A 22594-nucleotide genomic window follows, 5' to 3' on the forward strand; every position below is an offset into this window, starting at 1 on the left:
TGCTGCGAAAAGCCATGAACAAAAGGGAGATGGGATGATGTTGAGAAAATTTAATCCTCCAGGAATGGTTTCTTCTAACATCTATCATCATGGAGTTGAGGTAACGTCTTTCCAGCGCATGCTGTTCATCTCAGGTCAAGTAGGTGTAGGTCCGGATGGAGTTCCCGGCAAAGATATTCGGCAACAAACGGAGCTGGCGATCAACAATTTGTATAAAGTTCTTGCCGACGCAGATATGGATGCAAACGATATCGTAAAGTCCACGATCTATTTAACGGATGAAAATCTGCTTGGTGCTTTCATGGAGGCGGGTGCAGGTTCATTGCCTACCCCTCCCCCGGCGACAACGTTAGTAATGGTCAAAGCTCTTGCTTCGCCGGATTTGCTCGTTGAGATCGAAGCCATCGCGGCGAAGTGATGCTCTAGTCCAGGTAAAAGAGTAGGAAGATGAGATGTCCAGCCTAGCAGGCTGCCGCGGATGAACGTAATGGATTAAAACTAGTGCAATAAGGAGGATGCCGATTTCCGGCATCCTATTTTACTATGCTAAACCCCTTGATACAGAATCTTAAGGGCTGCTTCTAGCTAACACCGATCCAATCAACAAGTCCATCTATCCGATCAGCACATGATCTTCTGCATACCCGATTTTGGAGGAGCGCTTTTTCTGAGCCAGCGCATAAGCGAGCGTTAATGGACCCAGTCGCCCAGCAAACATCGTGATAATCACAATGAACTTACCGGCAGGGGACAGCTCACTTGTAAGTCCCATAGACAACCCGGTTGTACTAAAGGCTGAGGTTGCTTCAAAGAGCACCTCCAGAAAATGCTCCTCCAGCATTCCTTCGGATACCGTGAGCAGGAGGGCAACCACAAGTACGGCTACCAACGAACTCATGACCACTGCTAGTGCCCGCAAAACCGTTTCAATCGCAATTTTGCGCTGGAAGGCATGGACCTGACCACCGCCACGGAAGGTTTGGATGGTTGCCAGTATGAGTACCACAAGCGTGTTGATCTTGATGCCTCCTCCCGTTCCGCCTGAGGCTGCTCCGATAAACATCAGAATGATGATAATAAACTGGGAAGCCGCCAGCATGCTGCTGATGTCAATTGTGTTAAACCCGGAGCTTCTTGGAGTCATGCCCTGGAAGAATGCTGCGAGCACCCGCTCGCCTCCGTTCAAATTCCCGAACGTAGCCGGATTCCAGCTTTCCAGTATGAGAATGGCTGCAAACCCGAACACGAACAGGATACCCGTTCCAAGAATGACAATCTTGGAGTGAAGGGACAGCTTCCTCCAGGAGCGCTTGCGGAAGAGATCGACGACGACTATGTACCCGAGTCCGCCAATAACAAAGAGCATAACAATCGTTATGTTGACGACAGGATCGCCGACGAAGGAGGAGAGGCTGTCTGACCACAGGGCAAAACCGGCGTTGTTAAAGGCAGAGACGGAATGAAAAAGCCCATAATAGAGCGCTTGTCCCCAGCCGAGCTCATGCCACCGAATGGCAAGGAGAATTGTTCCGAGCGTTTCAAAAGCAAATGAGATCAGCACCATATACAGGGATAGTTTGACCAGTCCCTGTGCCGATGTGGAGTGGGTCGTTTGCTGGATCAAGAGGCGCTGCTTTAACCCGATTCTTTTCCCCAAGACGATGGCTACCATGACACCAAAGGTCATAAAGCCCAATCCCCCGACTTGAATCAGAATCATAATGATGACTTGACCTAAAGTCGAATAGACGCTCCCAGTATCCACGACAACTAGGCCATTCACGCAGATTGCGGATGTGGCTGTAAATAATGCATTCAGCAACCCTACGGATGTACCGCTAGTAGAAGACTGAGGAAGCGCAAGGAGCAAGGTGCCGATTAAGATTAAGATGGTAAATACGATCAGGATGAGCTGAGGGGGGCTCATATTGTTTTTTTGCTTGTTGATGAACATTTCGAATCTGCTGGGGATGGATTGATGGTTCGTTGGGTTACTGCCCATAATCCTTCTCCAGGCCAAGGGGGGGCGATGCTTGACTTAAGAAAAACGAAGCGTCTACGACTTTCCCCTGACTTATCTTTAAATAGTTAAATCCCCGATCCGTTTTTATACGTAACAAGCCGGTTTCGAAATCCGTGTTCAGTTCCTTGAAGAACAGCCCCTCAGCGACAACTTCCCCGTCGTCTTCACCTTTACGGATCAGATATTGGCCATTTTTGCTGACAACCGTAACCGGAATTCCACGCTCGTGAGTCTCCACGATGTGTTGATCCATTCGCTGTACAGCAACGATGTGCAAATCCGTCTCGCCGATTCGATTAAGCAGCTCATTGACGAATGAACCCTGTGTAATTTCCTGCCACCGTGTTTGGCCGGATTGTCCGATGATCAGCTGCGTTATCTGATACTGCTTGGAGGTTTCGGCGATAATATCCGAAGCTTTTTGACGGTTATGATTAGGCTTGGTGATAAACGTAGCGCCATATTCGTCACAGATCGTTTGCCAAAGGGCCATAAACTTCTCTTGTTCGAGATCGAGTTCATCCGCAGCCATGGGGATGACGCTCATAACATAGAGGGGACATTGCAGAAGTCTGGCAAGCTCGCCGCCTCTCCGAATCAGTCGTTCGCCGTTTGGACCATAATAAACACACACCATAATTTTCTCGTGATGTATCATGAATGCATCTGCTCCTTTCTAATCAAGCGGCTTGAGTCTTCCGGACCCAAGGAAAAAAGCCCGGTAGCAGAGACAATCTGCTTCCAGGCTTTGGACTGTGTTCCGAATAAACAAGTCAAAGTTGCACGGGCGTTATCTCTCGAGACGCTGACGAGGTTAGCTGTCGGATTCGGGTCTGAGAGTCCCCGTTCTTTCCGCCTTGGAAAGAATTCACCCCTGAAGCCGTTAGCGGCTTCTCTGGTTCCCCCGCTCCCCAAGTGGTGGGGATTAAGCGATCAATAATATAAGATTATCGAAGTATATACTAAGCTAGGTAAATCTAAATGTAAACCTTGATCCCGAAGTCTCATGTGACGTTATTGAAACGATGCAGCTTAATCTATACTTAGGTATTTACGCGATTTCCCTCGCGAGGTTTCGGACTTTTCAATAATTATTCGATCTTGCTCTAATTAGTTATTCGGTCTCCTTGACGGGATTCGACAGCTTAAGCTTGCTAACCAACGGTTTTATCGTCAGCCCCTGTGCAAGAAGCGAAAACAGGACGACGCTGAATGTAAGGACGAGGATATCGTCGCGCCCTTTGAAGGAGGCGGGCAGGCTTAGCGCAAGTGCAATCGATAAGCTCCCTTTTAAGCCGCCCCAATTCAGGAGAGCTTTCCAGGATGACGGAAAATTCCGCAGGAAGCTCAAGCTGGTATAAACAGCGACCGTTCTTCCAATCAGCACGATAAGGATGGAGGTGATAATCAGCGCCCATTTATCCGTGAAATCAATATGCTTGATTTCAAGGCCGATCATAAGGAATATCAATGAATTGGCAACCAGGGTAATGACATCCCAGAACGAGTTGATATTCATCTTCGTGGTTTCGGACATTCCGATCCGGCTGCCGTAGCTGCCGAAGATCAAGCCGCTTACGACGACGGCGATAACACCCGAGACATGAAAGTGCTCGGCAATAAAGTAGCTTCCGAAAAACAGCAGCATCGAAAAGGCAATCTCCAGCGGATAATCGTCATAAAAACGAATGAGCTGCGAGAACAGAAAGCCGAGGATGGCTCCAATCGCAATCCCGCCCAAGCTAAATTGAAGAAAGAGCCAAATGCCGCTGCCTATGCCTGCCCAGCCCATCTCTATATATGAAAGCAAGTATACCGATGAAATTTGAAATAACACGACGGCGATGCCGTCATTAAAAAGCGATTCCCCTTCGATAATGGTCACCATTTTCTTGGAAACGCCAAGGGATTTGAAGATGGAGATCACGCTAATCGGGTCCGTTGCGCTCATAAGCGCTGCAAAGGTAAAAGCAACAGGTAAAGGCAGTCCCATGATGCCATACATCGCCAGAGCGATAATAAGGAAAGACAAGAAGGTGCCGCCGATCGCCAGGGCAGCCACTGGCTTGCTCTGTTCCCGTAAGTGTGAGAAAGGAAGCTTTAATGTGGCGTCTCCAAGAAGGATAGGCAGAAACAAGGAGATGATGATCGCCTGGAATACATTTGATTGCGTAATAAAGGTTTCGGCTTCGTCCAGCACGGGAATATGCAGCAATCCAAGCAGCAAACCTACTACGACGAGTGCAATCGAATAGGGTTGGTTTACTTTTTTGGCAAATGCGATAACCCCCATCGATATCGCAAGTAAAATTAACAATTGAACGAAGACCTCATTGAAATGATGCATAGAACACCCCTCGCCTCAGGATATTTGTTCCAGTAATTGATTGTACCCGAATCCGGACGATTCGCCAAACCAAAATAATGGGGAGACCGGTCCTTAGCTAGATATTATCCATCGAAATGAGGAAGGGAATGCATAAGATGTTTATTCGTTGTTCAAAACATAGGGGAACCATTGATCGATTGAGGAGATGAGCGTATGAATGAGCTATGGAATGATCTGTGGAATGAGGTATGGAAGTCCCTTGCTTTAATTATTTTTGGAATGCTGGTGCTCCGCATCTCCGGCCGAAAATCAATCTCTCAAATGACCGTACCCACAACCATTACGATGATTTCGATCGGAACGATTATTGTTCAACCGATCGCTGATGAAAACTTAGTTCTGACCCTTACAGCGGCTCTGGTCTTTATTCTGGTTCTCATCCTTGTCGAATTTATGCAAGTGCGTTGGAGCCGGTTTGAGAAGTGGATAAAGGGACCAGCCGTTATCGTTATAGAGAATGGGCAGCTTCAATTGCAGAATATGAAAAAGCTGAGGTTAACCGTAGATGCGCTTGAGATGAAATTGCGGCAGCAGGGGATATCCAAACGAAATGATGTGAAAACGGCTACGATCGAGCCCAACGGGCTGCTTGGTTATGAACTGCAGGACTCCGCAAAGCCGGTAACGCTGTCCCAGCTGGAAGATCTGCTCTCTCAATATTTTAACGGAGCGGGAACAAGACATCAGGGAGCTGCGCCAAACACCCCGGATCCGGAAGTCAATTTGTTTAGTGAAATCAAGGTAGGAAACGAGCACGTAAATAATAAGAGGCTTCAGTAAAAAAGGCATTCCCTGCCTCAGGGAGTGCCTTTTGGCTTATCAAAATGCCTGCGATTAACGTCTACATAACACCATACGTTAATTTGATTGCCGTACGGATCGTAGGTATAGAACAGTACCAGCGTCTTGGGATTCCCGGCAAAATCCGCATAAGGATTTTTTCATGGAAAATAAGTTGTCCCTGATGAAAGCAGGCCTTTATTATTGGAGATGGCAGGAGAGGAAGATTTGCCGCTATCATCGAATGGAACAAATTGAGCCAAATGCGAAAGCAAGCTATCATGGACATAGGATTGGCAAAGAGACAGGAAGAGGGGGAAGACAATTATGGGATACCAGCAAGCGCTGGAAGCATACATATCGGCAACGAACACCCATGATTTCGATCAGGTGGCTAAACTGCTGGACGAGGGTGCGGTTTACTGGTTCTCGGACCGGAGCTGCGTGACGCAGGACGAAATCCGTGCTTACTTCGAGCATGCCTGGGAGGTCATTTCGGACGAGGTTTATTACGCCGAGGACGTGCAGTGGATCGCCGAGGATTTCGGGACGGCGGTCTGTATCTATACCTACCGCTACGAGGGATACGCTCAAGGCAAGTTTACTACCGGCAGCGGAAGAGCGACCAACGTTTTCGTGCGGAACGGGGAAGGAGTCTGGAAGCTGAAGCATGAGCATCTTAGCCCGCTGAAATAGAGGAATCCTCTATATAGGTGAGGGAGCTGTCCCATTAGTAGCGTGTCTGCGCCGGGGACAGCTTTTTTATGTTAAATCAGACAAAACAGCCGAAAGCAGGAACAATACGACACGAAGTATTTGATAGCAGGGTCTTGCTGTCGCCTTAGGGCGGGACATCCTGGAATATTGAATTTATTAACAGAAAATTAATTTACAAGATTTTATCCCTGTTCTATGGAAATGTATCCCTTCTCAATTGCCGGGTAAGGTTCCATGATACAAATAGATTATCAATTAAAAATGTAACCGATGAAAGCCGGGAAGGAGGCTGTAGCTGGGCCTCGGGGCCAAAAGGTTGAAGGTTTGGACATGGAGAAGGGAGATGAGTCTGCCGTACATATTTTTGAGATGAAAAAACGGTAACCGCTTTCAATCGTCATAGGATTTCGATCACCTTGCGAAGCTGGACCCGACGTCAAGATGAACGCTAAGCAGAGACGTTTCATGCAGAATCAACGGCTAAGGCTGGAACGCCTGCAAGCCGGTTATTCGATGACATCACGGACCGTACAGACATTCATGTACCATGCTGTATCCTTTTGCAAATCGAAATTGGAGAAATTGAGGTGAAAACGGTCATGCCATTCATGATCAAAAAGGTTTCGAAATGGCTCGCCGGGGTGCTTGTCCTGCTCCTTGTTCTTACTCCGCTTGCCCCTGCTGCGTCAGTATATGCTGCGGAGGGTGATCTTCCCCCTCCGGCAACGGCTCCGGCTGCGGATTTGTCACAGGAACCCGTCACGGTAACTAATTCAACGTACGGCAAGAGTCCGACCTCCATGAACGATATAGCAGCTAACCAGGATCCGAAAGCCCCGCAAAATTTAAGATTGGTCAGCGTCTCTCATAATATGGCGATCTTCGAATGGGATTTCAGACCTAAAGAGGATGATAACAATATTCAGGTGTGGGATGCCGATACAGGCAAATGGCGGGCTTGGGGGAACTATTGGACCCGGGCCGTGACCGGCTTATCTCCTGAAACCACCTACCGCATCTATATTACTTGGAATGAAGATACGAAACAGGAGCATAAGAGCAGTGTGCTGGAGTTCACGACAACGAAGGATGTGGCCGAGTATAAAGAAGCTCCCTTAACGCCGCCAAGCGGTCTTAAAATTACGGGCGTAACGGAAGACTCCGTAACGCTGGGCTGGGGCTCGAGTCCGGGGGCTACCGCCTACGACATTTACGTCAATGGGGCATGGGCAGGGGGAACCTGGGAGAATACCGCAACCTCATCGACCTACTCCCCTCTTGAAGCGGGGCAGACATATAAATTTATGGTTGGGGCGCAGCGAACGGTGAATGGCGCGCTTGAGACGTCTGCGAACAGCAATACCGTTACGATCACATGGGGCGAGCTGGCTCAGCCTGAGGGGCTGCAAGTTGTAACGGCGACGCGCTCGACGGTATCGCTGGGCTGGGCTCCGGTTCCTGGCGCCACAAGCTATGATATTTACCAAGATGGCGTAAAGATCGGCACCAGCGAGCAGAATCGGTATACGGCGACGGGGCTCGAGGAAGGAAGGACCTATTTCTTCAAGGTGACGGGTGCAAACAGCCTGTGGACCTCCCCTGAGAGCGAAGCGGTGACCGTCGTTCCTGGCAGCAATTATAACAATATTACGTATTACACGTCGTGGTCGGCGAGTACCGACTCCAATGCCCGCAACCTGCAGCCTGACGATTTGGACGTATCCAAGCTGACGCATATCAACTATGCTTTTGCCGATATCTGCTGGAAGAAGTATGGAAGCGGCGCACGAGCCTGCGAAGATCCTAACATTCCGGCACAGAACCGGTACGTGTATGATGGAGAAATCATCATCGGAGACCCGACCTTTGATTTTCAGAACTTCAAGGCATTTGAATCGATTAAAGCAGCGAATCCGCATTTGAAGCTGTTGGTGTCGGTCGGAGGCTGGACGTGGTCCGGCAATTTCTCGAACATCGCACGGACGGAGGAGACGCGCAGGGCATTCGCGAACTCGGCGGTTAAATTCCTGCGGGAGCACGGTCTTGACGGCCTGGACGTCGATTGGGAATATCCGGTGGAGGGCGGTTTGGAGACCAATTCCCGGGGTCCTGAGGATAAAGAAAACTTCACGCTGCTCATGAAGGCAGTCCGTGAGGCGTTGGATGCAGCAGGCAGTGAAGACGGAAAGTACTATCTGCTGACGATCGCGTCGGGTCAAGGCGACAATTTCACGGTGAACGCCGATTTTGAGAATTCCGTGCAGTATCTTGATTTTATTAATATCATGACTTACGACTACAGCGGAAAGACCGATACATTAGGACACCATAATGCACCGCTTTTCTATGATAAGGCCCTGCCAACCCGGTCGGCGGCAAGAAATCATGTGCTCGGCGGACTGATGGGGCATTTGAACGGCGGCTTGCCTCCGCATAAATTGATTGCCGGCGTTCCTTACTATGGCAAGGGCTGGGACGGATGCGGACCGAATGGGCAGTACCAGGCTTGCATGGGGGGCTCAAGCATCGGAACATGGGAGAGTGCCCTGTTCGACTTCAGCCATCTTGAGAACGATTATATCGACAAGAACGGTTATAAGCGATATTGGAACGAGTATGCGAAAGTGCCTTATCTCTATAACGATCAGAACAAGGTATTCATCACGTACAATGACAAAATTACGATGATGTACACCGCATCCATCGTCAAAACGCTTGATATCGCCGGCGTCATGAGCTGGGATATTAGCGGGGACCGGAACTATACGCTGACGAACCAGCTTGTCAAAGACCTGCCGATTAACGGCAAGGTAAATGATGATGCACTTGCTGCACCGGTTAACCTGAAAGCATCCGGTATTACATCCAATGCGATTCAGCTTGAATGGGGTCCGGTGGCGGGCGCGTCCACCTATGAGGTGTATGTGAACGATGCGTTTGCCGGATCGATCGAAGGCAATAATGGGTACACCATTCAAGACCTTCGGCCGCAGACGAATTACAAGATTCATGTGCTGGCCGTGGACCGTACAGGCGACAACATTGACAGAGTCTCAAGTGCATCCAAACACATCAATATCACAACCTCCGTCAGCAGCTCGGGCGGATCGGATAGCTCCGGCGGATCCGGTGGGTCAGGAGGCACAACCTCATCGCCTCCACCTCAGCTGCCTAAACAAAAGGATCAGCTGGATGCAAAGGTGGTTCTGTCGGGAGATAAGGCCATCATGACGCTTCAGGGGGCTGCAGCAGTACAGGCCATTAACGCCTCCGATTCCGTAAGCTTCCGGATAGACGCCGCCGACGAAGCGAAGCAGGCAGAGGCAGAAATACCGCATGAGGTCATCGCAGCCATTGCGAAAAAGGGAGCGGATGCCAGCCTGTCGATCCATGTAAATGGAACCGAGTACCGAATTCCGGCTGCGTTGATTTCGGTTTCCGGCCCGGTGAAGGTATCGATTACATCTCCTTCCGAGGCAGACCTCAAAGGAGCCGAAGCGCTTCTGGCGGGGAAAGTGGCGCTGAATACACCTCTTTTGTTCAAGCTGGAGCAGATCCATGTCGATAAAACAGCAACGGAGCTTAAACACTACGGAAAGCTATACGTTAGTGAATATATCACGATCGATGCCAAAGCGATGAACACGAAGCGAGCCGCCGGCGTCGTGTATATTCCGGGGCTGAACGAGCTGCGCTCGGTGCCGACGCTGTTTAAGGCGAACGCCGACGGGACGGTGACCGTGGAGATTAAGAAAACCGGCAATGGCATTTACGTGCTCGCACAGCAGGATATGAAGTTCAAGGATGCGATCCCGGCCTGGGCTGTGGAGGATGCAGCACAGGCAGCGGCGAAATGGATCGTATCCGGGGAAAATGGCGATATCTTCGATGCCCATAAGTCCATGACCCGGGCTGAAATTGTCGCGATAATCGTCCGCGCTCTCGGCCTCTTGCCGGATGAAAGCTACGCAAATTTCGCAGATGTCGATCCTAAGTCCGCCTATGCCGGAGAACTTGCTGCAGCTAAAGCAGCGGGACTGGTAAAGGGAAGAACAGGGGATGCCTTTGATCCGAACAGTCCGATCTCCCGCGAGGAGCTCGCCGTTATCCTGGGCAACGTGCTGACCTATGCCGGCATGGACAAGGAAGCTGGAAGTTCTGTGCTCAATGGCTTCAAAGATCGATCCGCAGTTTCTTCCTATGCGAAGTCAGCCGTTGCCTTGGTCGTCAAGCATAAGATCATGAATGGCGTATCCACAACGACATTTGATCCGAAATCCAATGTGAACAAGGCACAGACGGTGGTTACCGTGGTGAGGACGCTTCGCGTACTTGGATTACTGAACTAGATGACTCACACTTAAGGGTCGGGGCGTCTCGAGACAGAGCGAAAGGTTCGAGAGGCCCCTTTTTTAAACATTGCGATGAATCATGGAGGCGACAGGCCGAGTTCGAACATAGCAATTAAAGAGAAATCCTGCTAAAGATCCCATGTTAAGATAGACCTATCAAATGGACGAGGTGATCTGTTATGGCGCTGAAATGTGATAATATCTTTGTTAACCTGCCGGTCAAGGACTTGGACAGAACGAAGGACTTCTTTACGAAGATCGGCTTTGAATTCAATCCGCAATTTACGGACAAGAACGCTGCCTGCCTGATGATCGGCGACAATATCTTTGCGATGCTGCTGGTGGAGGACTATTTCAAAACCTTTACCAAAAAAGATCTGTCCAACGCTGCTAAGACGACCGAGGTGATCTTGGCATTGTCGGCCGAGAGCAAGGAGCAGGTTGATGAAATCGTCAACAATGCGCTGGCTGCAGGAGGATCGCCTTCCAATGATCCGGTGGATCATGGCTTTATGTACAGCTGGAGCTTCCAGGATCCGGACGGTCATTTGTGGGAAGTATTGTACATGGATCCTAGCAACGTTCAATAATAAAGTTCCATAAGGGTAGAAGGTAGTGTTATCCTTAGGGGGCAATGAGCAATAGGAAGCGGCAGGTACGTCAGAGGATCAACGGGCGTATCTGCCGTTTCATTTTCGGATGCAAAATAAGATGGAACTAAAGAGGCGAAATTACAGTCTTTACTTTTATTTGGGAATGGAATATAGTTGTATGTACAAACAATAAATGATTTAATCCTTCAATGGATATTCCTCTAGATATCGCTCTTTTTCTTTCTCCATTCTGCTCTCAGGAGGTGAACAAAGCCACGATCGTGACGCTTCATGAGCCGCTGCTTGATCAAGAAGATATACGATGACAGGAGTGTGATTCCTATGGAAAGAGTATTAGTTATTAATGCCCATCCGCTCGTCACGAGCGACCGTTCCCTTAGCCTGCAGGTTCTTAATCACTTTATATCCAAGTACAGAGTGCTGAACCCGGATGATGAATGGGAGCAGATTGATCTGTATCGTGAGGAGGTGCCGGCCATTACGGCCGATTTGCTGAATGGTTGGGCGAAGCTTGAGACAGGGGAGCGGCTTACGGATGCCGAGGAGAAATTGATGCTCCGGATGTCGGAGATTCTGCGACAGTTCAAATGGGCGTCCAAATATGTGATCGCCATGCCGCTGCATAATTTCAATATTCCGTCCAGGCTTAAGGATTATATGGATAATATTATCATCCCGAAGGAAACATTCCGTTATACGGAGAACGGCTCTGAAGGACTCCTAACCGATGGCCGGAGCGTCGTAGTTATCCAGGGGAGCGACGGCATATATACGAATGGCGACTGGTACAGCGAGGTCGAATATTCGCATCACTATTTGAAATCGATGTTTGCGTTTCTTGGCATTACGGATTACACGATAATCCGTGCTCAGGGGAATGCGGTCCTGGATCGGAGTGAAATTTTGGCTGAAGCTTTCCAGGCTGCCGAGTCGGCGGTGATGCACTGGGGAAGGAACGAGGTCATTTCACAGGGATAACATTTCAGGGCATGAAATAAAAGAACTGGGAGGGTGAAAATGGCCTATACGCTAATATTGGTCATTCATGTGATATCGGCCATCGCCATGATCGGACCGGCATTTTATCTGCAGCGGTTTCTTGCATTTCCGAAGGCCTCCGCCGGAGGCGCCGGATCGCTGAGGTACGCGCACGGCACTGCCCGGCGGCTGGATCGTTTGACGGATACGGGAATGATCCTTCAGATCGTAACGGGACTGCTTATGGGCTGGATGGAGCCCGTTCTATTTCAGATGCTCTGGTACGATGCGGCCCTTGTGCTGGTGCCGGTGATCGGCCTGTACATGAAATTTGCGGCCAGGCCGCGAATTCGCTCCTTGTATACGCTGGTCGAGTCATCCGCCGCATCGCAAGCGGACCTGGAGCGGGCCTACCGAAGGTTATGGTCGCAGGCATTGCCCCATATCCTCATCGTTCAAGCGGGAATTGCCATTCTGATCTTGCTGATGGTGCTGAAGCCCTAGCAAGCAAGAGGGCTGGATGCCAAGATGATAAGCGGGCGGAACACGAACGAGTACATGCACGTATACATCAGCGGGTATCTCTATAGATAAATGAAACAACCGCCAGTTTCTCTGAGAAACTGGCGGCTGCTTTGGTATTACCGATTCAATGGAATGGATCGGCGTTTTAGGCCGATGCCTCGGTCGTCACTTGCCACAATACGCCGTATTTATCCTCAATTACGCCGAACAACGCTCCCCAGAATTGGGGCTTCAGCGGATCGACAACCTTGCCGCCCTCAGACAGCCGGTCAAATGCTTCATGCGCCTCCGCATCGCTGTCAAATGTCAGGGTCAGATGCATGCCGTTCCCCCGATCCAGCGATTGGAACATGGAATCGGACATGAAAATGGGAACCCCGCCGGCAACAAGGCTTAAATGCAAAACCTTATCCTTCATTTCTTCCTGGGAGCCCGGAAGCTCCCCGAAGGTTTTCACGGACAGGATCTCGCCTCCCAGTGCGCTCGTGTAAAACGCAGCCTGCGCTTTAGCATCCTCGGAGAAAATATACGGTGTCAGCTTTGCCATCATCAACATTCCTTTCGAAATTAAGATTGGAACCTTACCTTTGATTCAATTATATAGGTATCCATACTCCCTGATTTCTTATGGATTGCTAACCTTATGGATTGATTACTTAACCTTCCTCCACGATAAGAGCCCTTGGGGAGCCTATAAAATCGGAGACAGCAGGCGTGAAATCGACTCCTTAAATTTGATCCATCTGGACCGCTTCTCATATTCCTCCAAGGTGAGCAGGCTGGATACGCGCAGATCATGGTGAAAAATCTCCGTCAGACGCCGGGACAGCAGCTCATCGTACAGGAAGGCGTTGACCTCGAAATTCAGCCGGAAGCTTCGGACATCGATGTTGGCCGTGCCGACCGAGGAGATTTTCTCATCGATGATGATAGTCTTGGCGTGAATGAACCCGTTATTATACAAATACACATTCGCTCCGGTTTGCAGCATCTCTCCAATATAAGACCATGTCGCCCAATAGACGAAGGGATGGTCCGGCTTGTCCGGAATCATCAGATGCACCTTGACCCCGGACAACGAAGCGATGCGAAGCGCGTCGAACAGGCTTGCATCCGGAATAAAATAAGGGGTCTGGATATAGATCGACCTTTTGGCCGAAGTGATCATTTTGATATACCCGTTCTTGATGTGCTCATATTCGGAATCCGGCCCGCTGGTTACAATCTGAATCCCGACGTTACCCGGCGAATTGATCTTGGGGAACAGATTCGGCTCGTAGACGATGTCATGGTGATGCGATGCCTGATTCCAGTCAAGGATGAAGCGGACCTGCATCGCATAGACGGCTTCTCCTTGAATGCGCAGATGCGTGTCCCGCCAATAACCAAACCTTGAATTCAACCCCAGATACTCATCCCCGACATTAAATCCGCCGACATATCCGATATCGCCGTCAATAATGACCAGCTTCCGGTGATTGCGGTAATTGAGCCGCAGGTTGATGAAGCGCAGCTTGGAAGGGAAGAAGGCCTCGGCCTCGCCGCCCGCTTCGCGAAAAGCCTTGAAGAACCCTTTCGTCAACTTTCGCGAGCCCAGCTGATCATAGAGGACGCGAACCTTGACGCCCTCCCGGGCCTTTTTCGTCAGCAGGGCCATCAGGCTTTTGCCAAGCTGATCCCGCCGGATAATGTAATACTGAATATGTATGTATTCCTTCGCTTCCTCGATATCCTGAAACAGGCGCTGGAATTTGTCGCGGCCGTCCGTAAAAATCTCGACCTTGTTGTCATCGGTAAATATCGCCTGGTTCTCGTTGAGCTGCATATGGATCAGATCCCGGTTGTCCTGAGCGGCCCGATTCGCAAACGAAAAATCTCCCCGGTACATGGAGTCCATCTGGGAGAGCAGCACCTTTTCGATCCCGGTCTTCTGAAGATCGTCCCAGTGGAACAGCCTTACGCTCTTTAAGTTCTGGGCAAACAAAAGGTACAGCGCGAATCCGAGAATCGGGATGAAGAACAGCACCAGCAGCCACGCCCATGTGGACGCGGCATCGCGTCTTTCCTTGAAAACGACCACGATGGCGAACAAAATATTCAGAACGATGACCAGACCCAAAATAATGGATGTCACATGCATTGCAAAAAATCCTCCTAAACTTCAGCCTCGCCCTTGCAATCCTTCATATTATACGTGAGCTGTTAGGAGAAGTATATAACCGCAGTATGGATTAATCCCTTGGTTTTTAATCAAGTGCCTGTTTTGTATGGCAAGGGGGCGGCCCAAACAGCGCGCTTGTTATTTGAATCCTTGCTTGCTGTCATGATACGATGAATGAAACTTCGTGCAGATAAGGAGCATCCTATTTGATAAGAATGAACAAATTTTTCAAACTGTGCTTTGCGGTCATTCTGATTCTGGCCATCATTTATTTGGGATCGCTCGTCGATTTTATTTTCAAGCCGGTGCTTTCGTTCTTCTCGATCACGCTCGTGCCGTTGATGCTGGCGGGTTTTTTCTTTTACCTGCTGCGGCCGCTTGTCGACTTGCTCGAACGATGGAAGCTGAACCGATCGCTGGCGATCCTGCTCCTGTATGTTGTATTCGCGGGGATTCTTACTGGATTTATTCTGTGGGTATGGCCATCGCTGAGGGATCAAGTCGTTGCGCTGGTTCAGAATGCGCCGGCACTGTTCGCCTCGCTGGGAGATCAGCTCCATGAGCTGGAGCAGAGCGGCTTTCTGCAGGATCTGTTTCCCGGAGACGTTACCCCGTTGACGCAGCTGACCGACTATTTGAACCGGGGCTTCTCATTCCTCACCAACTACATCATGAACCTGTTCTCGTTTGTGTCGAATTTCGCGATCGTGCTGTTCACCTTTCCAATTCTTCTGTATTACATGCTCAAGGAGGGGGGCAAATTCGGCAAAATGTTGGTCGGCTTTCTTCCGAACCGGTTCAAGGATGAGGGGACATCGGTGCTGGATGAGATCAACAACGCCCTGAAAGGCTTTATTGTCGGCCGGGTGCTGGTCAATTTGGCCCTTGGCGTGCTGATGTACATCGGCTTTCTGATCATCGGGCTGCCGTATGCGCTGCTGCTGACGGTGGTTGCCGTCATTGCCAACTTTATTCCTTTTATCGGGGCGATTCTATCCTCGATTCCGATTGTCATCATCGGATTCATCCAGTCGCCGGCAACCGCGATCTGGTCGCTCCTGGTCATTCTGGCCGCCCAGCAGATTCAGGATAATTTGATCGGCCCGTATATTTTCGGCAAGCAGCTGGATATTCATCCAGTTACCATCATCATTTTAATATTGGTAGGACAAGACCTTGGCGGCATTATCGGGATCCTGCTTGTCGTTCCGATTTATATGATCGTGAAGATTATCGTGAAGAGAGTGTACCAGCTGTTCTTTAAGGAAAAATGGGAGAAGGCTTAGTCCGCTCCTAAGAATTGGGCCTGTTTCTTGAGGCGGGCTGTAGTGGAAAAAGCCCAGCGTGGTTACGCTGGCATGGACGACAACGTACGGCTGCGGCTTTACTTTTGGTCTACGTGATTTGGCCCGATGCTCGTTCCAGCGCATCCAGGTTAAGCTGCAAATCCTGCTTAAGCTCCTGTATCCGCCGCTTCAAATGCTTCAGGATCTGAAGCCGGATCTCGCCTTCCCGCTCTTTCAGGCAAAAAGCGGAGCAGGACAATGCTGCATGCTTGTAATGGCTGCTGTCATTCAGAATGACATGCAGCTTTTCTTTGTATAATCTCTTTACAGATCCGCTGTCCGGTTTGATTTCATAGTACCGGCTGGTCTCAACGAGCAGCTTCCATTCGCTGTTCCGGAATGTGAAGCGATCCCCCTCCAGCATGCCGGTCACCTGAATAAAACGCGTACCTTTATCGAACGTATTCAATAGACATTGTGACCTCCCTCATGATGTCATGTTGATGAGTACTGACTGAATGATTATACAGTCTGTCCATGTTTAGATTCTAATGGAAATAATTAGGCCCTTCTTCTGTTCGAAGGAGGGCCTATTTTCGGATAAAAATCGAATAGATCCGGAGGTTTATGCCTACGCTAGGTTAATACCATAATGTGTGGCATTGCCATGCGGTTTTGAAATCGCAAAATTGTCAAACCAAGGAGTGGGACCTATATGAGATTTCAGTCGAAGGTTGTCATTGTAACCGGCGGTGCGAGCGGGATTGGCGAAGCGACGGTCCGGCTTTTCGTACAGGAAGGGGCAAAGGTTGTTATCGCGGATTTTTCGGATCGTGGACAGACCCTTTCGGATCAATTAAGACAAGACGGTTATGAGACGCTGTTCGTCAAGACCGATGTGACCAAGGAACAGGAGGTCATAAATATGGTCGAGCAGACGGTGAGCCATTATGGGCGCATCGATGTCTTGTTCGCCAACGCGGGGATTGCGAAGGATGCACCGACCGACCTGCTGGAGCTCGACAATTGGCAGCGGACGATCGATATTAATCTAACGGGGGTCTTTCTGTGCGATAAGTACGTAATCAAGCAGATGCTGTCGCAAGGCACCGGCGGCGCGATCGTAAATTGCGGCTCGATCCACAGCCATGTTGGCAAGTCCGGGGTAACCGCTTATGCTTCGGCCAAAGGCGGGGTGAAGCTGCTGACGCAGTCCATGGGGGCCGATTATGCTTCGAAAGGCATCCGGGTGAACGCCGTATGTCCGGGATATATCGACACCCCGCTGATCCAGGGACGGACGGAAGCCATTACGCAGCATCTGGTCAGCCTTCATCCGATGGGGCGCTTGGGACAGCCGGAAGAGGTAGCGAAGGCCGTCTTGTTTCTGGCCAGTGATGACGCATCGTTTATAACAGGGACAAGCCTCCTGGTAGACGGAGGATATACGGCGGTTTGAATGCCCGCACAGAAAAGCCCCGAGTGGACTCGGGGCTTTTTGCATACTCCAAGGAAGCTCTAATATCTCGAAGGCGAATTATATAATGCTGACACCAGCGCTTCCGTAACCGGCTACAGCCGTAACCAGCGTTAGACCTGCAGCCGTAGCCGAGAATACCATCAGCAAGCGGGTATTGGCTGCTACCGGGATTCCGAGACCGTCCACGAAGCCGTTGCTGACTTGACCCAGGGCAAGAACGCCTGTGAGCGGCGGAGCCAGCGTAACCAGCGCGCCTGGAATTGGGGTGAACACATTGCTTGTTGCCGGTGCGCTGTACAGCTGAGCAGTGATCGTAACGGTAGTTCCAGCCAAGGAGAGAGCAACCGTTGTGCTGAAGGTTGCGGAGATCGCATCAATGATGCCAGCTCTTGGTGTATTGAATGCAAAGTTAAGCAGAGTTCCGCCCGCGCCGGTAAGGTCGACCGTTCCTCCAGCCAAGGTGACCGTTGGAGCGGAGTTTCCGAAGCCTACCAGGCCGACGGTTCCTACCAAACCACCGGCAATCGTTGTCAAGGCAAGCGGGATACCGGAAGCGAACGGAATGATGGCGCCTCCGCCAGGGATGCCCGGTACACCCGCAGGTCCTGCAGGCCCGACAGGTCCGACAGGTCCCGCAGGTCCGACAGGTCCAGCCGGCCCTACCGGTCCAGGAATGCCCTGTGGTCCTGCAGGCCCTGGAATGCCTTGAGGTCCCACAGGTCCGATCGGCCCAATCGGTCCAACCGGACCAATCCGTCCGCGTGAAACTCTTGGGCAGCGGCGCACAAGCACCAAGTCCTTTTTACCTTTGCCGTGGTGGTCATGTTTGCCATGATCGTGGCATTTCTTTTTGGCATGAAGCACTTTTTTCTCTATTTTTTTAGGTGAGCACAGTTTCTTTTTTCTAAGAGAACGATCCAAATTCAAGCACCTCCTTTAGATTTGTTCTATACTACGCATCTTTTGCCTTGGGGGCATGGGTTAATAGCGCATTCCTGATAGATGGATGCCTATTATTTGCTAGAATGTACGGTTGCCCTATCGGCGGTGGCCTACGGATTCCGTCCGGGACAGGCCTGAACGCAGGCTGAAATGAGCGGGGGATACAGGCAGGCATTAGGATGTGATCCGGCCTGCAGACAAATTTTTCAGGGCTGATACTGAGCCAGGAACTCGCTTAGATTCCTGCATGCAAATGAAGGTAAGCGGGAAATCCGTTCTGTTCAGGGGCAAGTCATTTGATTTCAGCGTGTAGAGCACCATCCATTTTGGTTAATTTATGATTGTGGTGGATCTGGTTCAGGGTGGTTGTTCGAGGGTTTCCGGGGGCCTCGCATTATCGATCTGCGCCATTCGGGATTTCCGCATGATGGATACATTAATGAAGACGTGGACACGATGGCATATAAGAAGCGGCTGCCGGATGATTCCGGAAGCGGGGTGCACCGCTCGCAGGCGGCTATCATTATAGAGGCGGCGATTATGAAGGACATGACGCAGAAGGCATGTACCACGCTATTTGTCCTCGATTACGGGCTAAGGAGATGATTAGTGATGAACTACAACCAAGGATCGATCCTGCAGGATAAGGAAATGGATTCGGATCTGGATCTATACCCTTCGAGGCAGCATGAGGAGTCCAGATTCCTAAAGAGCCAGGCCCGTGTTGTGCATTCGGAGTGGATGCTTCATGAGGCATCGTTGACGGAGCAGTCTATCTTCATGGTCTACAACAGGGTGGAGAACCAGGTCATCCAGCGGCATTCAGGCCGGAAGCCTGGACCGGAGTATATCGCCGCACGTGAGGATCTATGATCAGCCTGTCTCTCATAGGCTCGATCATCGGCATCAACGTAGTGTATGTCTCGATTTTTTCGCTGCGCTTGATTCTGATGATCAAAGGCAGAAGAGGAGTGGCCTCTCTGCTGGCCATGCTGGAGGTTTTTGTGTATCTGCTCGGTCTGAACCTTGTCCTTCAAAATGTAGACAATCCCTTTAACATGGCGGCGTACTGTCTCGGCTTCGGCCTTGGAGTCTATATGGGAAGCCGGATCGAGGAATATTTGGCGCTTGGCTACCTTGTCGTTCAAGTCATCGTTAACTCCCTGGAGACCGATCTGGCGATGAAGCTGCGCGAGAAAGGCTATGGCGTTACCTCCTGGGAGGCGGACGGCAAGGATGGCAAACGTCTGGTGCTGCAGGTACTCGTGAAGCGCAAGAACGAGCGGCGCTTGATGGAGACGCTGAACAAGCTCTCGCCGCAGGCCTTCATCATCTCCCATGAACCGAAGAGCTTTAAGGGCGGCTTCTGGGTCAGGTTGACCGAGGGACGCAGACAGTAACGGTCCGTATGTGCTCCATAAAGCGAAAAGCCCGCTTTCCGGAATCCAAATTCCAAGAAGCGGGCTTTTTATGGGCAAGAGCATGGGTTGGAGTATGCAGGGACCGGGCGGCAAAAATCGGAATCGAGCCCTTGGTGTCCCTGCGAATCTATAGGCATTTATCCGGCTTTTGCGGATAGGCTAGTCGTCTCTTTCCACTAAGTCAGCGTTTAGCAAACGACGGGTGCACCGCTTCCTCATCCTGATACCAGAAAAACGCGTAATCCGTCATGGTGGAGGAGCTTCCGAGCTGGCGCAGCATGGCCGCGATATTCCCGCGATGATACGTGCCGTGATTCACCACATGGAGCACGATTTCGGACAGGCGGGTGTCCCGAATGCCTGCATACGGATTATCCAAGGTGATGACCTGCTCCAGATCCGAATGGCCGCGGAAAAAAGACAGATAACCATCGGACAGCTCAATGAACCGCAGCTGCAGCTCCTCGGCGCTGAGGTCTTCCAGCTCTCCGCCCATCCGATGGGCTTCCGTCAACGCATCGTTCATATCCGAGCCTGTCAAAACCTTCAGCCAGCTGAAGTCGACGGTATAGATATGAATCAATGCGGCCGCTACGGACGGGAAGACGCTGTGGATCTTTTGGTTGTACAGCTCGCCGGGCAGCTCCAACAGCCGGTTGAAAATCGCTTGGTTCGCCCATGCATGATATTGATACATTTTTACGGGATAGGTCATTTTGAATCGCTCTCCTTTACCGCTTGGGGTATCGTTCTTGAACCCAGTGTAAACAAAAAAGTATGACAACGGACTGTCATACTTTAGGAGTAGCGTTGCAGCATTTTTTGCAATTTGGATTTCATCATGCTTCTAAGCTCGGCAGGCTCGATTATCTCGATATCGTCTCCGAAGCTCATCAGGGTTGACCAGAACCACCAGGATTCCGGCTGTTCAACTTCGAACGTCAGGCGGAGCGTACCGTCCTCTAGAAATTCACGCTGCACGTCATAGAATTGATCCATGGCTCTGGCGAGGGCGTTAGGCGATACATGCAGCACGACCTCCCGGGCGTCGGGCGATGATTCCCAGGCGCGGCGTTCTTCGTCCCTTGACGAAGCCTGGCGATCCGGTCCCTGCGTGTGTTCCTCCGCATGGTTGCGCTGAAACGGCTCCGCCGAAGAGGTCAGCTCCGACATTCTGGAAATGCGGAACTCCCGATAGTCCTGCCGCGTCCGGCAGTATCCGTACAGGTACCAGGCACCGAATTTATACATGAGGCGCAGAGGCTCCACCTTGCGGTGGATGCGCTCGTTCTTGGCGCTGATGTACTGGAAGGCCACGGTCTGCCGGTTCGTGATGGCGCCGCGAAGAAGCCTCAGCGATTCGTTATGGGTGCGCCAGCTGCCGATGTCCATCGACAGCCCCTGGGGTCCTGTGTTTCCGGAACGATCGATCGTTTGCAGCCGTTGGATCGTGTCCAGCGCACGCTCGTCCTCGAACACGGTCGACATGCTGTGGAGGATGGTGATCAGGGCACTGACGTCATAGGAGCCGAGCAGGCTTTTATCCATCTTGTACTGCTCCATGATGCCGTAGCCGCCGTTCACGCCTTGGTACGATACGACCGGAATGCCGGCCGCGCAGATGGCGTCAATGTCCCGGTATATGGTCCGCTGGGATACGTTATATTTTTCAGCAAGGGCGGACGCCGATAAAATTTCGTTATTAAGAAGCATGTAGATCATCGATATGAGCCGTTCCAGCTTCATGGGACCATCCTTTCAAGAGAATGGGGACCATTCTCCAATGATTCCGTATTATATCATAGCCAGGCCGTGAACAGGATGATGATTCCATTCCCCGCGGAATTCCCGTACAATAAAGGGGTAAGCAGATAGAAAGAGGCGTTGGCAGATATTAAAGGTGTGCGCGGATTAGAAACGGAGCTTGTCATCCGAGCGTCGACGCTGATCATCGTGCAGCAGTTAGAAAATGAGACCAAGGAGCGTGAACGCACATGGCCCGTACCAAGACGCAGAAGGCCCGCCGCAAGGCGGAACGCGCAGGCACATGGAGTGCCGTCATGATGAGAAAGACAAACGAGGATTTCGGCGCATTGTCCCAGCATGTGAGAGTGAAGCCCGGCAAGCAGGAGCAGCTGAATAAGATTAAGCATAAAAGGCGGATCGGAGACGATGGCGCTTTTTTTATTGGGTTACGGGTTGTGGTATAGTACGCTAGAGAGGTTAGCAAGCAGGATGGAGGTTGAGCATGGCAAAGCAAAAATTTTACGTGGTCTGGGTCGGCAAAGTCCCCGGCATATACACAAGCTGGGCCGAGTGCCAGCAGCAGGTGAATCAATATACGGGCGCAAAGTTCAAGGCGTTCGAATCAAGAAGCGAAGCGGAACAGGCCTTTGCCGCCGGATATAAAAATTACTGGGGACAATCCTCCGGACAAGGAGCGGGAGGGAGCGCAGGTTTCAAGCGCAGCCGCTCATCAGCGGCGGAGGATCCGGGCGAGATCGACTATGACAGCATCTCCGTCGATGTAGGGACACGGGGAAATCCCGGACCGGTGGAGTATAAAGGCGTAGATACCCGAACGGGGGACATCCTGTTCTCCTGCGGGCCGATTGCGAAAGGAACGAACAATCTCGGCGAATTTCTGGCAATCGTCCACGCGCTGGCCTATCTGAAAAAGATCGGGAGCAGCAAGACGGTATACAGCGATTCCCTGAACGCGATCAAATGGGTGAAGCAGAAGAAGGTGGTATCGACGCTGCCGAGGGACGCCTCCACCAAGGAAATCTGGGATCTGGTGGACCGTGCCGAGAGCTGGCTGCAAAACAATAATTATTCCAACAAGCTGCTCAAGTGGCAGACCAAGAGCTGGGGCGAAATAAAAGCCGACTATGGGCGTAAATAAATAGAGACATCAGGAGGAGGC

23 protein-coding genes and 1 riboswitch are annotated in these 22594 nt (G+C 50.9%); of the genes, 14 read left to right on the plus strand and 9 right to left on the minus strand.

The genetic code is table 11. The features are described from left to right. Window positions 1–34 precede the first annotated feature (34 nt). The gene (locus tag BBD41_RS17900) at window positions 35–418 is read left to right on the plus strand and encodes a RidA family protein (protein ID WP_237086825.1); all 384 of its coding nucleotides are present in this window, start codon (window positions 35–37) and stop codon (window positions 416–418) included. A 195-nt stretch (window positions 419–613) separates the two neighbouring features. On the opposite strand, the gene BBD41_RS17905 is transcribed toward BBD41_RS17900, so the two are convergent. The 3 genes from BBD41_RS17905 to BBD41_RS17915 all read right to left on the minus strand — a co-directional run bounded on the left by BBD41_RS17905 (window position 614) and on the right by BBD41_RS17915 (window position 4370). Further along, window positions 614–2002, minus strand: a complete 1389-nt coding sequence (locus BBD41_RS17905) for a TrkH family potassium uptake protein (protein ID WP_077568258.1) — start codon at window positions 2000–2002, stop codon at window positions 614–616. Beyond that, window positions 1992–2681: an adenine nucleotide alpha hydrolase family protein gene (locus tag BBD41_RS17910; protein ID WP_077568257.1), complete on the minus strand. Its 690-nt coding sequence runs from the start codon at window positions 2679–2681 to the stop codon at window positions 1992–1994. Before BBD41_RS17910 ends, BBD41_RS17905 begins: the two co-directional genes overlap by 11 nt. A 131-nt stretch (window positions 2682–2812) precedes the next feature. After that, window positions 2813–2965: riboswitch (cyclic di-AMP (ydaO/yuaA leader) on the minus strand. 172 nt (window positions 2966–3137) lie between these two features. Next, complete coding sequence (locus BBD41_RS17915) at window positions 3138–4370, minus strand: cation:proton antiporter (RefSeq protein ID WP_099478373.1); 1233 nt, start codon at window positions 4368–4370, stop codon at window positions 3138–3140. 195 nt (window positions 4371–4565) lie between these two features. Here BBD41_RS17915 and BBD41_RS17920 point away from each other — a divergent pair, with 195 nt between their 5' ends. The 6 genes from BBD41_RS17920 (at window position 4566) to BBD41_RS17945 (ending at window position 12357) form a co-directional block, all read left to right on the plus strand. Next, window positions 4566–5192, plus strand: coding sequence for a DUF421 domain-containing protein (locus BBD41_RS17920; protein WP_099478374.1), 627 nt, complete (start codon window positions 4566–4568; stop codon window positions 5190–5192). A gap of 327 nt (window positions 5193–5519) precedes the next feature. Next, window positions 5520–5888, plus strand: coding sequence for a YybH family protein (locus BBD41_RS17925; RefSeq protein WP_077568255.1), 369 nt, complete (start codon window positions 5520–5522; stop codon window positions 5886–5888). Window positions 5889–6496: 608 nt separating this feature from the next. Next, entirely contained in the window at window positions 6497–10258 is a 3762-nt protein-coding gene (locus BBD41_RS17930) for a glycosyl hydrolase family 18 protein (protein WP_237086828.1), read from the plus strand. Window positions 10259–10440: 182 nt separating this feature from the next. After that, window positions 10441–10851, plus strand: coding sequence for a VOC family protein (locus BBD41_RS17935; RefSeq protein WP_099478375.1), 411 nt, complete (start codon window positions 10441–10443; stop codon window positions 10849–10851). A 345-nt stretch (window positions 10852–11196) separates the two neighbouring features. Further along, complete coding sequence (locus BBD41_RS17940) at window positions 11197–11853, plus strand: FMN-dependent NADH-azoreductase (protein ID WP_099478376.1); 657 nt, start codon at window positions 11197–11199, stop codon at window positions 11851–11853. Between the two features lie 39 nt (window positions 11854–11892). Then, complete coding sequence (locus tag BBD41_RS17945; RefSeq protein ID WP_099478377.1) at window positions 11893–12357, plus strand: DUF2269 family protein; 465 nt, start codon at window positions 11893–11895, stop codon at window positions 12355–12357. 166 nt (window positions 12358–12523) lie between these two features. Here BBD41_RS17945 and BBD41_RS17950 read toward each other — a convergent pair whose 3' ends face one another. After that, window positions 12524–12925 (minus strand): VOC family protein, encoded by a 402-nt coding sequence (locus tag BBD41_RS17950; RefSeq protein ID WP_099478378.1) that lies wholly within the window; start codon window positions 12923–12925, stop codon window positions 12524–12526. A 144-nt stretch (window positions 12926–13069) separates the two neighbouring features. After that, a complete protein-coding gene (gene cls, locus BBD41_RS17955) occupies window positions 13070–14518 on the minus strand; it encodes a cardiolipin synthase (protein ID WP_099478379.1) in 1449 nt (482 codons plus the stop codon). A gap of 227 nt (window positions 14519–14745) precedes the next feature. On the opposite strand from cls, the gene BBD41_RS17960 reads away from it, so the two are divergent. Continuing rightward, window positions 14746–15825 (plus strand): AI-2E family transporter, encoded by a 1080-nt coding sequence (locus BBD41_RS17960; protein WP_077568249.1) that lies wholly within the window; start codon window positions 14746–14748, stop codon window positions 15823–15825. A 109-nt stretch (window positions 15826–15934) separates the two neighbouring features. Here BBD41_RS17960 and BBD41_RS17965 read toward each other — a convergent pair whose 3' ends face one another. Continuing rightward, a complete protein-coding gene (locus BBD41_RS17965; protein ID WP_099478380.1) occupies window positions 15935–16294 on the minus strand; it encodes a hypothetical protein in 360 nt (119 codons plus the stop codon). A 246-nt stretch (window positions 16295–16540) separates the two neighbouring features. Between BBD41_RS17965 and BBD41_RS17970 the strand changes: the two genes are divergently transcribed. Next, entirely contained in the window at window positions 16541–17284 is a 744-nt protein-coding gene (locus tag BBD41_RS17970; protein WP_077568247.1) for an SDR family NAD(P)-dependent oxidoreductase, read from the plus strand. A 78-nt stretch (window positions 17285–17362) separates the two neighbouring features. Here the strand turns inward: BBD41_RS17970 and BBD41_RS30510 are convergent, their stop codons facing one another. Continuing rightward, entirely contained in the window at window positions 17363–18226 is an 864-nt protein-coding gene (locus BBD41_RS30510; protein ID WP_269467198.1) for an exosporium glycoprotein BclB-related protein, read from the minus strand. Window positions 18227–18703: 477 nt separating this feature from the next. Between BBD41_RS30510 and BBD41_RS29830 the strand changes: the two genes are divergently transcribed. The 3 genes from BBD41_RS29830 to BBD41_RS17990 are packed head-to-tail and all read left to right on the plus strand — an operon-like array spanning window position 18704 to window position 19647. Continuing rightward, a complete protein-coding gene (locus BBD41_RS29830; RefSeq protein WP_157929315.1) occupies window positions 18704–18853 on the plus strand; it encodes a hypothetical protein in 150 nt (49 codons plus the stop codon). Window positions 18854–18859: 6 nt separating this feature from the next. Then, the gene (locus tag BBD41_RS30125; protein ID WP_206098252.1) at window positions 18860–19120 is read left to right on the plus strand and encodes a hypothetical protein; all 261 of its coding nucleotides are present in this window, start codon (window positions 18860–18862) and stop codon (window positions 19118–19120) included. Next, window positions 19117–19647, plus strand: a complete 531-nt coding sequence (locus BBD41_RS17990) for a DUF2179 domain-containing protein (RefSeq protein ID WP_099478382.1) — start codon at window positions 19117–19119, stop codon at window positions 19645–19647. The genes BBD41_RS30125 and BBD41_RS17990 overlap by 4 nt, the downstream gene beginning before the upstream one ends. A 202-nt stretch (window positions 19648–19849) precedes the next feature. On the opposite strand, the gene BBD41_RS17995 is transcribed toward BBD41_RS17990, so the two are convergent. Then, the gene (locus BBD41_RS17995; RefSeq protein ID WP_099478383.1) at window positions 19850–20383 is read right to left on the minus strand and encodes a DinB family protein; all 534 of its coding nucleotides are present in this window, start codon (window positions 20381–20383) and stop codon (window positions 19850–19852) included. Window positions 20384–20466: 83 nt separating this feature from the next. Continuing rightward, on the minus strand, window positions 20467–21414 hold the full coding sequence (locus tag BBD41_RS18000; RefSeq protein WP_077568242.1) for a helix-turn-helix transcriptional regulator: 948 nt from the start codon (window positions 21412–21414) through the stop codon (window positions 20467–20469). A 248-nt stretch (window positions 21415–21662) separates the two neighbouring features. Here BBD41_RS18000 and BBD41_RS18005 point away from each other — a divergent pair, with 248 nt between their 5' ends. Beyond that, window positions 21663–21878, plus strand: a complete 216-nt coding sequence (locus BBD41_RS18005) for a hypothetical protein (protein WP_167392980.1) — start codon at window positions 21663–21665, stop codon at window positions 21876–21878. A gap of 38 nt (window positions 21879–21916) precedes the next feature. Continuing rightward, window positions 21917–22573, plus strand: a complete 657-nt coding sequence (gene rnhA, locus BBD41_RS18010) for a ribonuclease H (RefSeq protein ID WP_099478384.1) — start codon at window positions 21917–21919, stop codon at window positions 22571–22573. The last annotated feature ends 21 nt before the right edge of the window (window positions 22574–22594 follow it).

Source organism: Paenibacillus ihbetae (assembly GCF_002741055.1).
Classification (GTDB): domain Bacteria; phylum Bacillota; class Bacilli; order Paenibacillales; family Paenibacillaceae; genus Paenibacillus_AQ; species Paenibacillus_AQ ihbetae.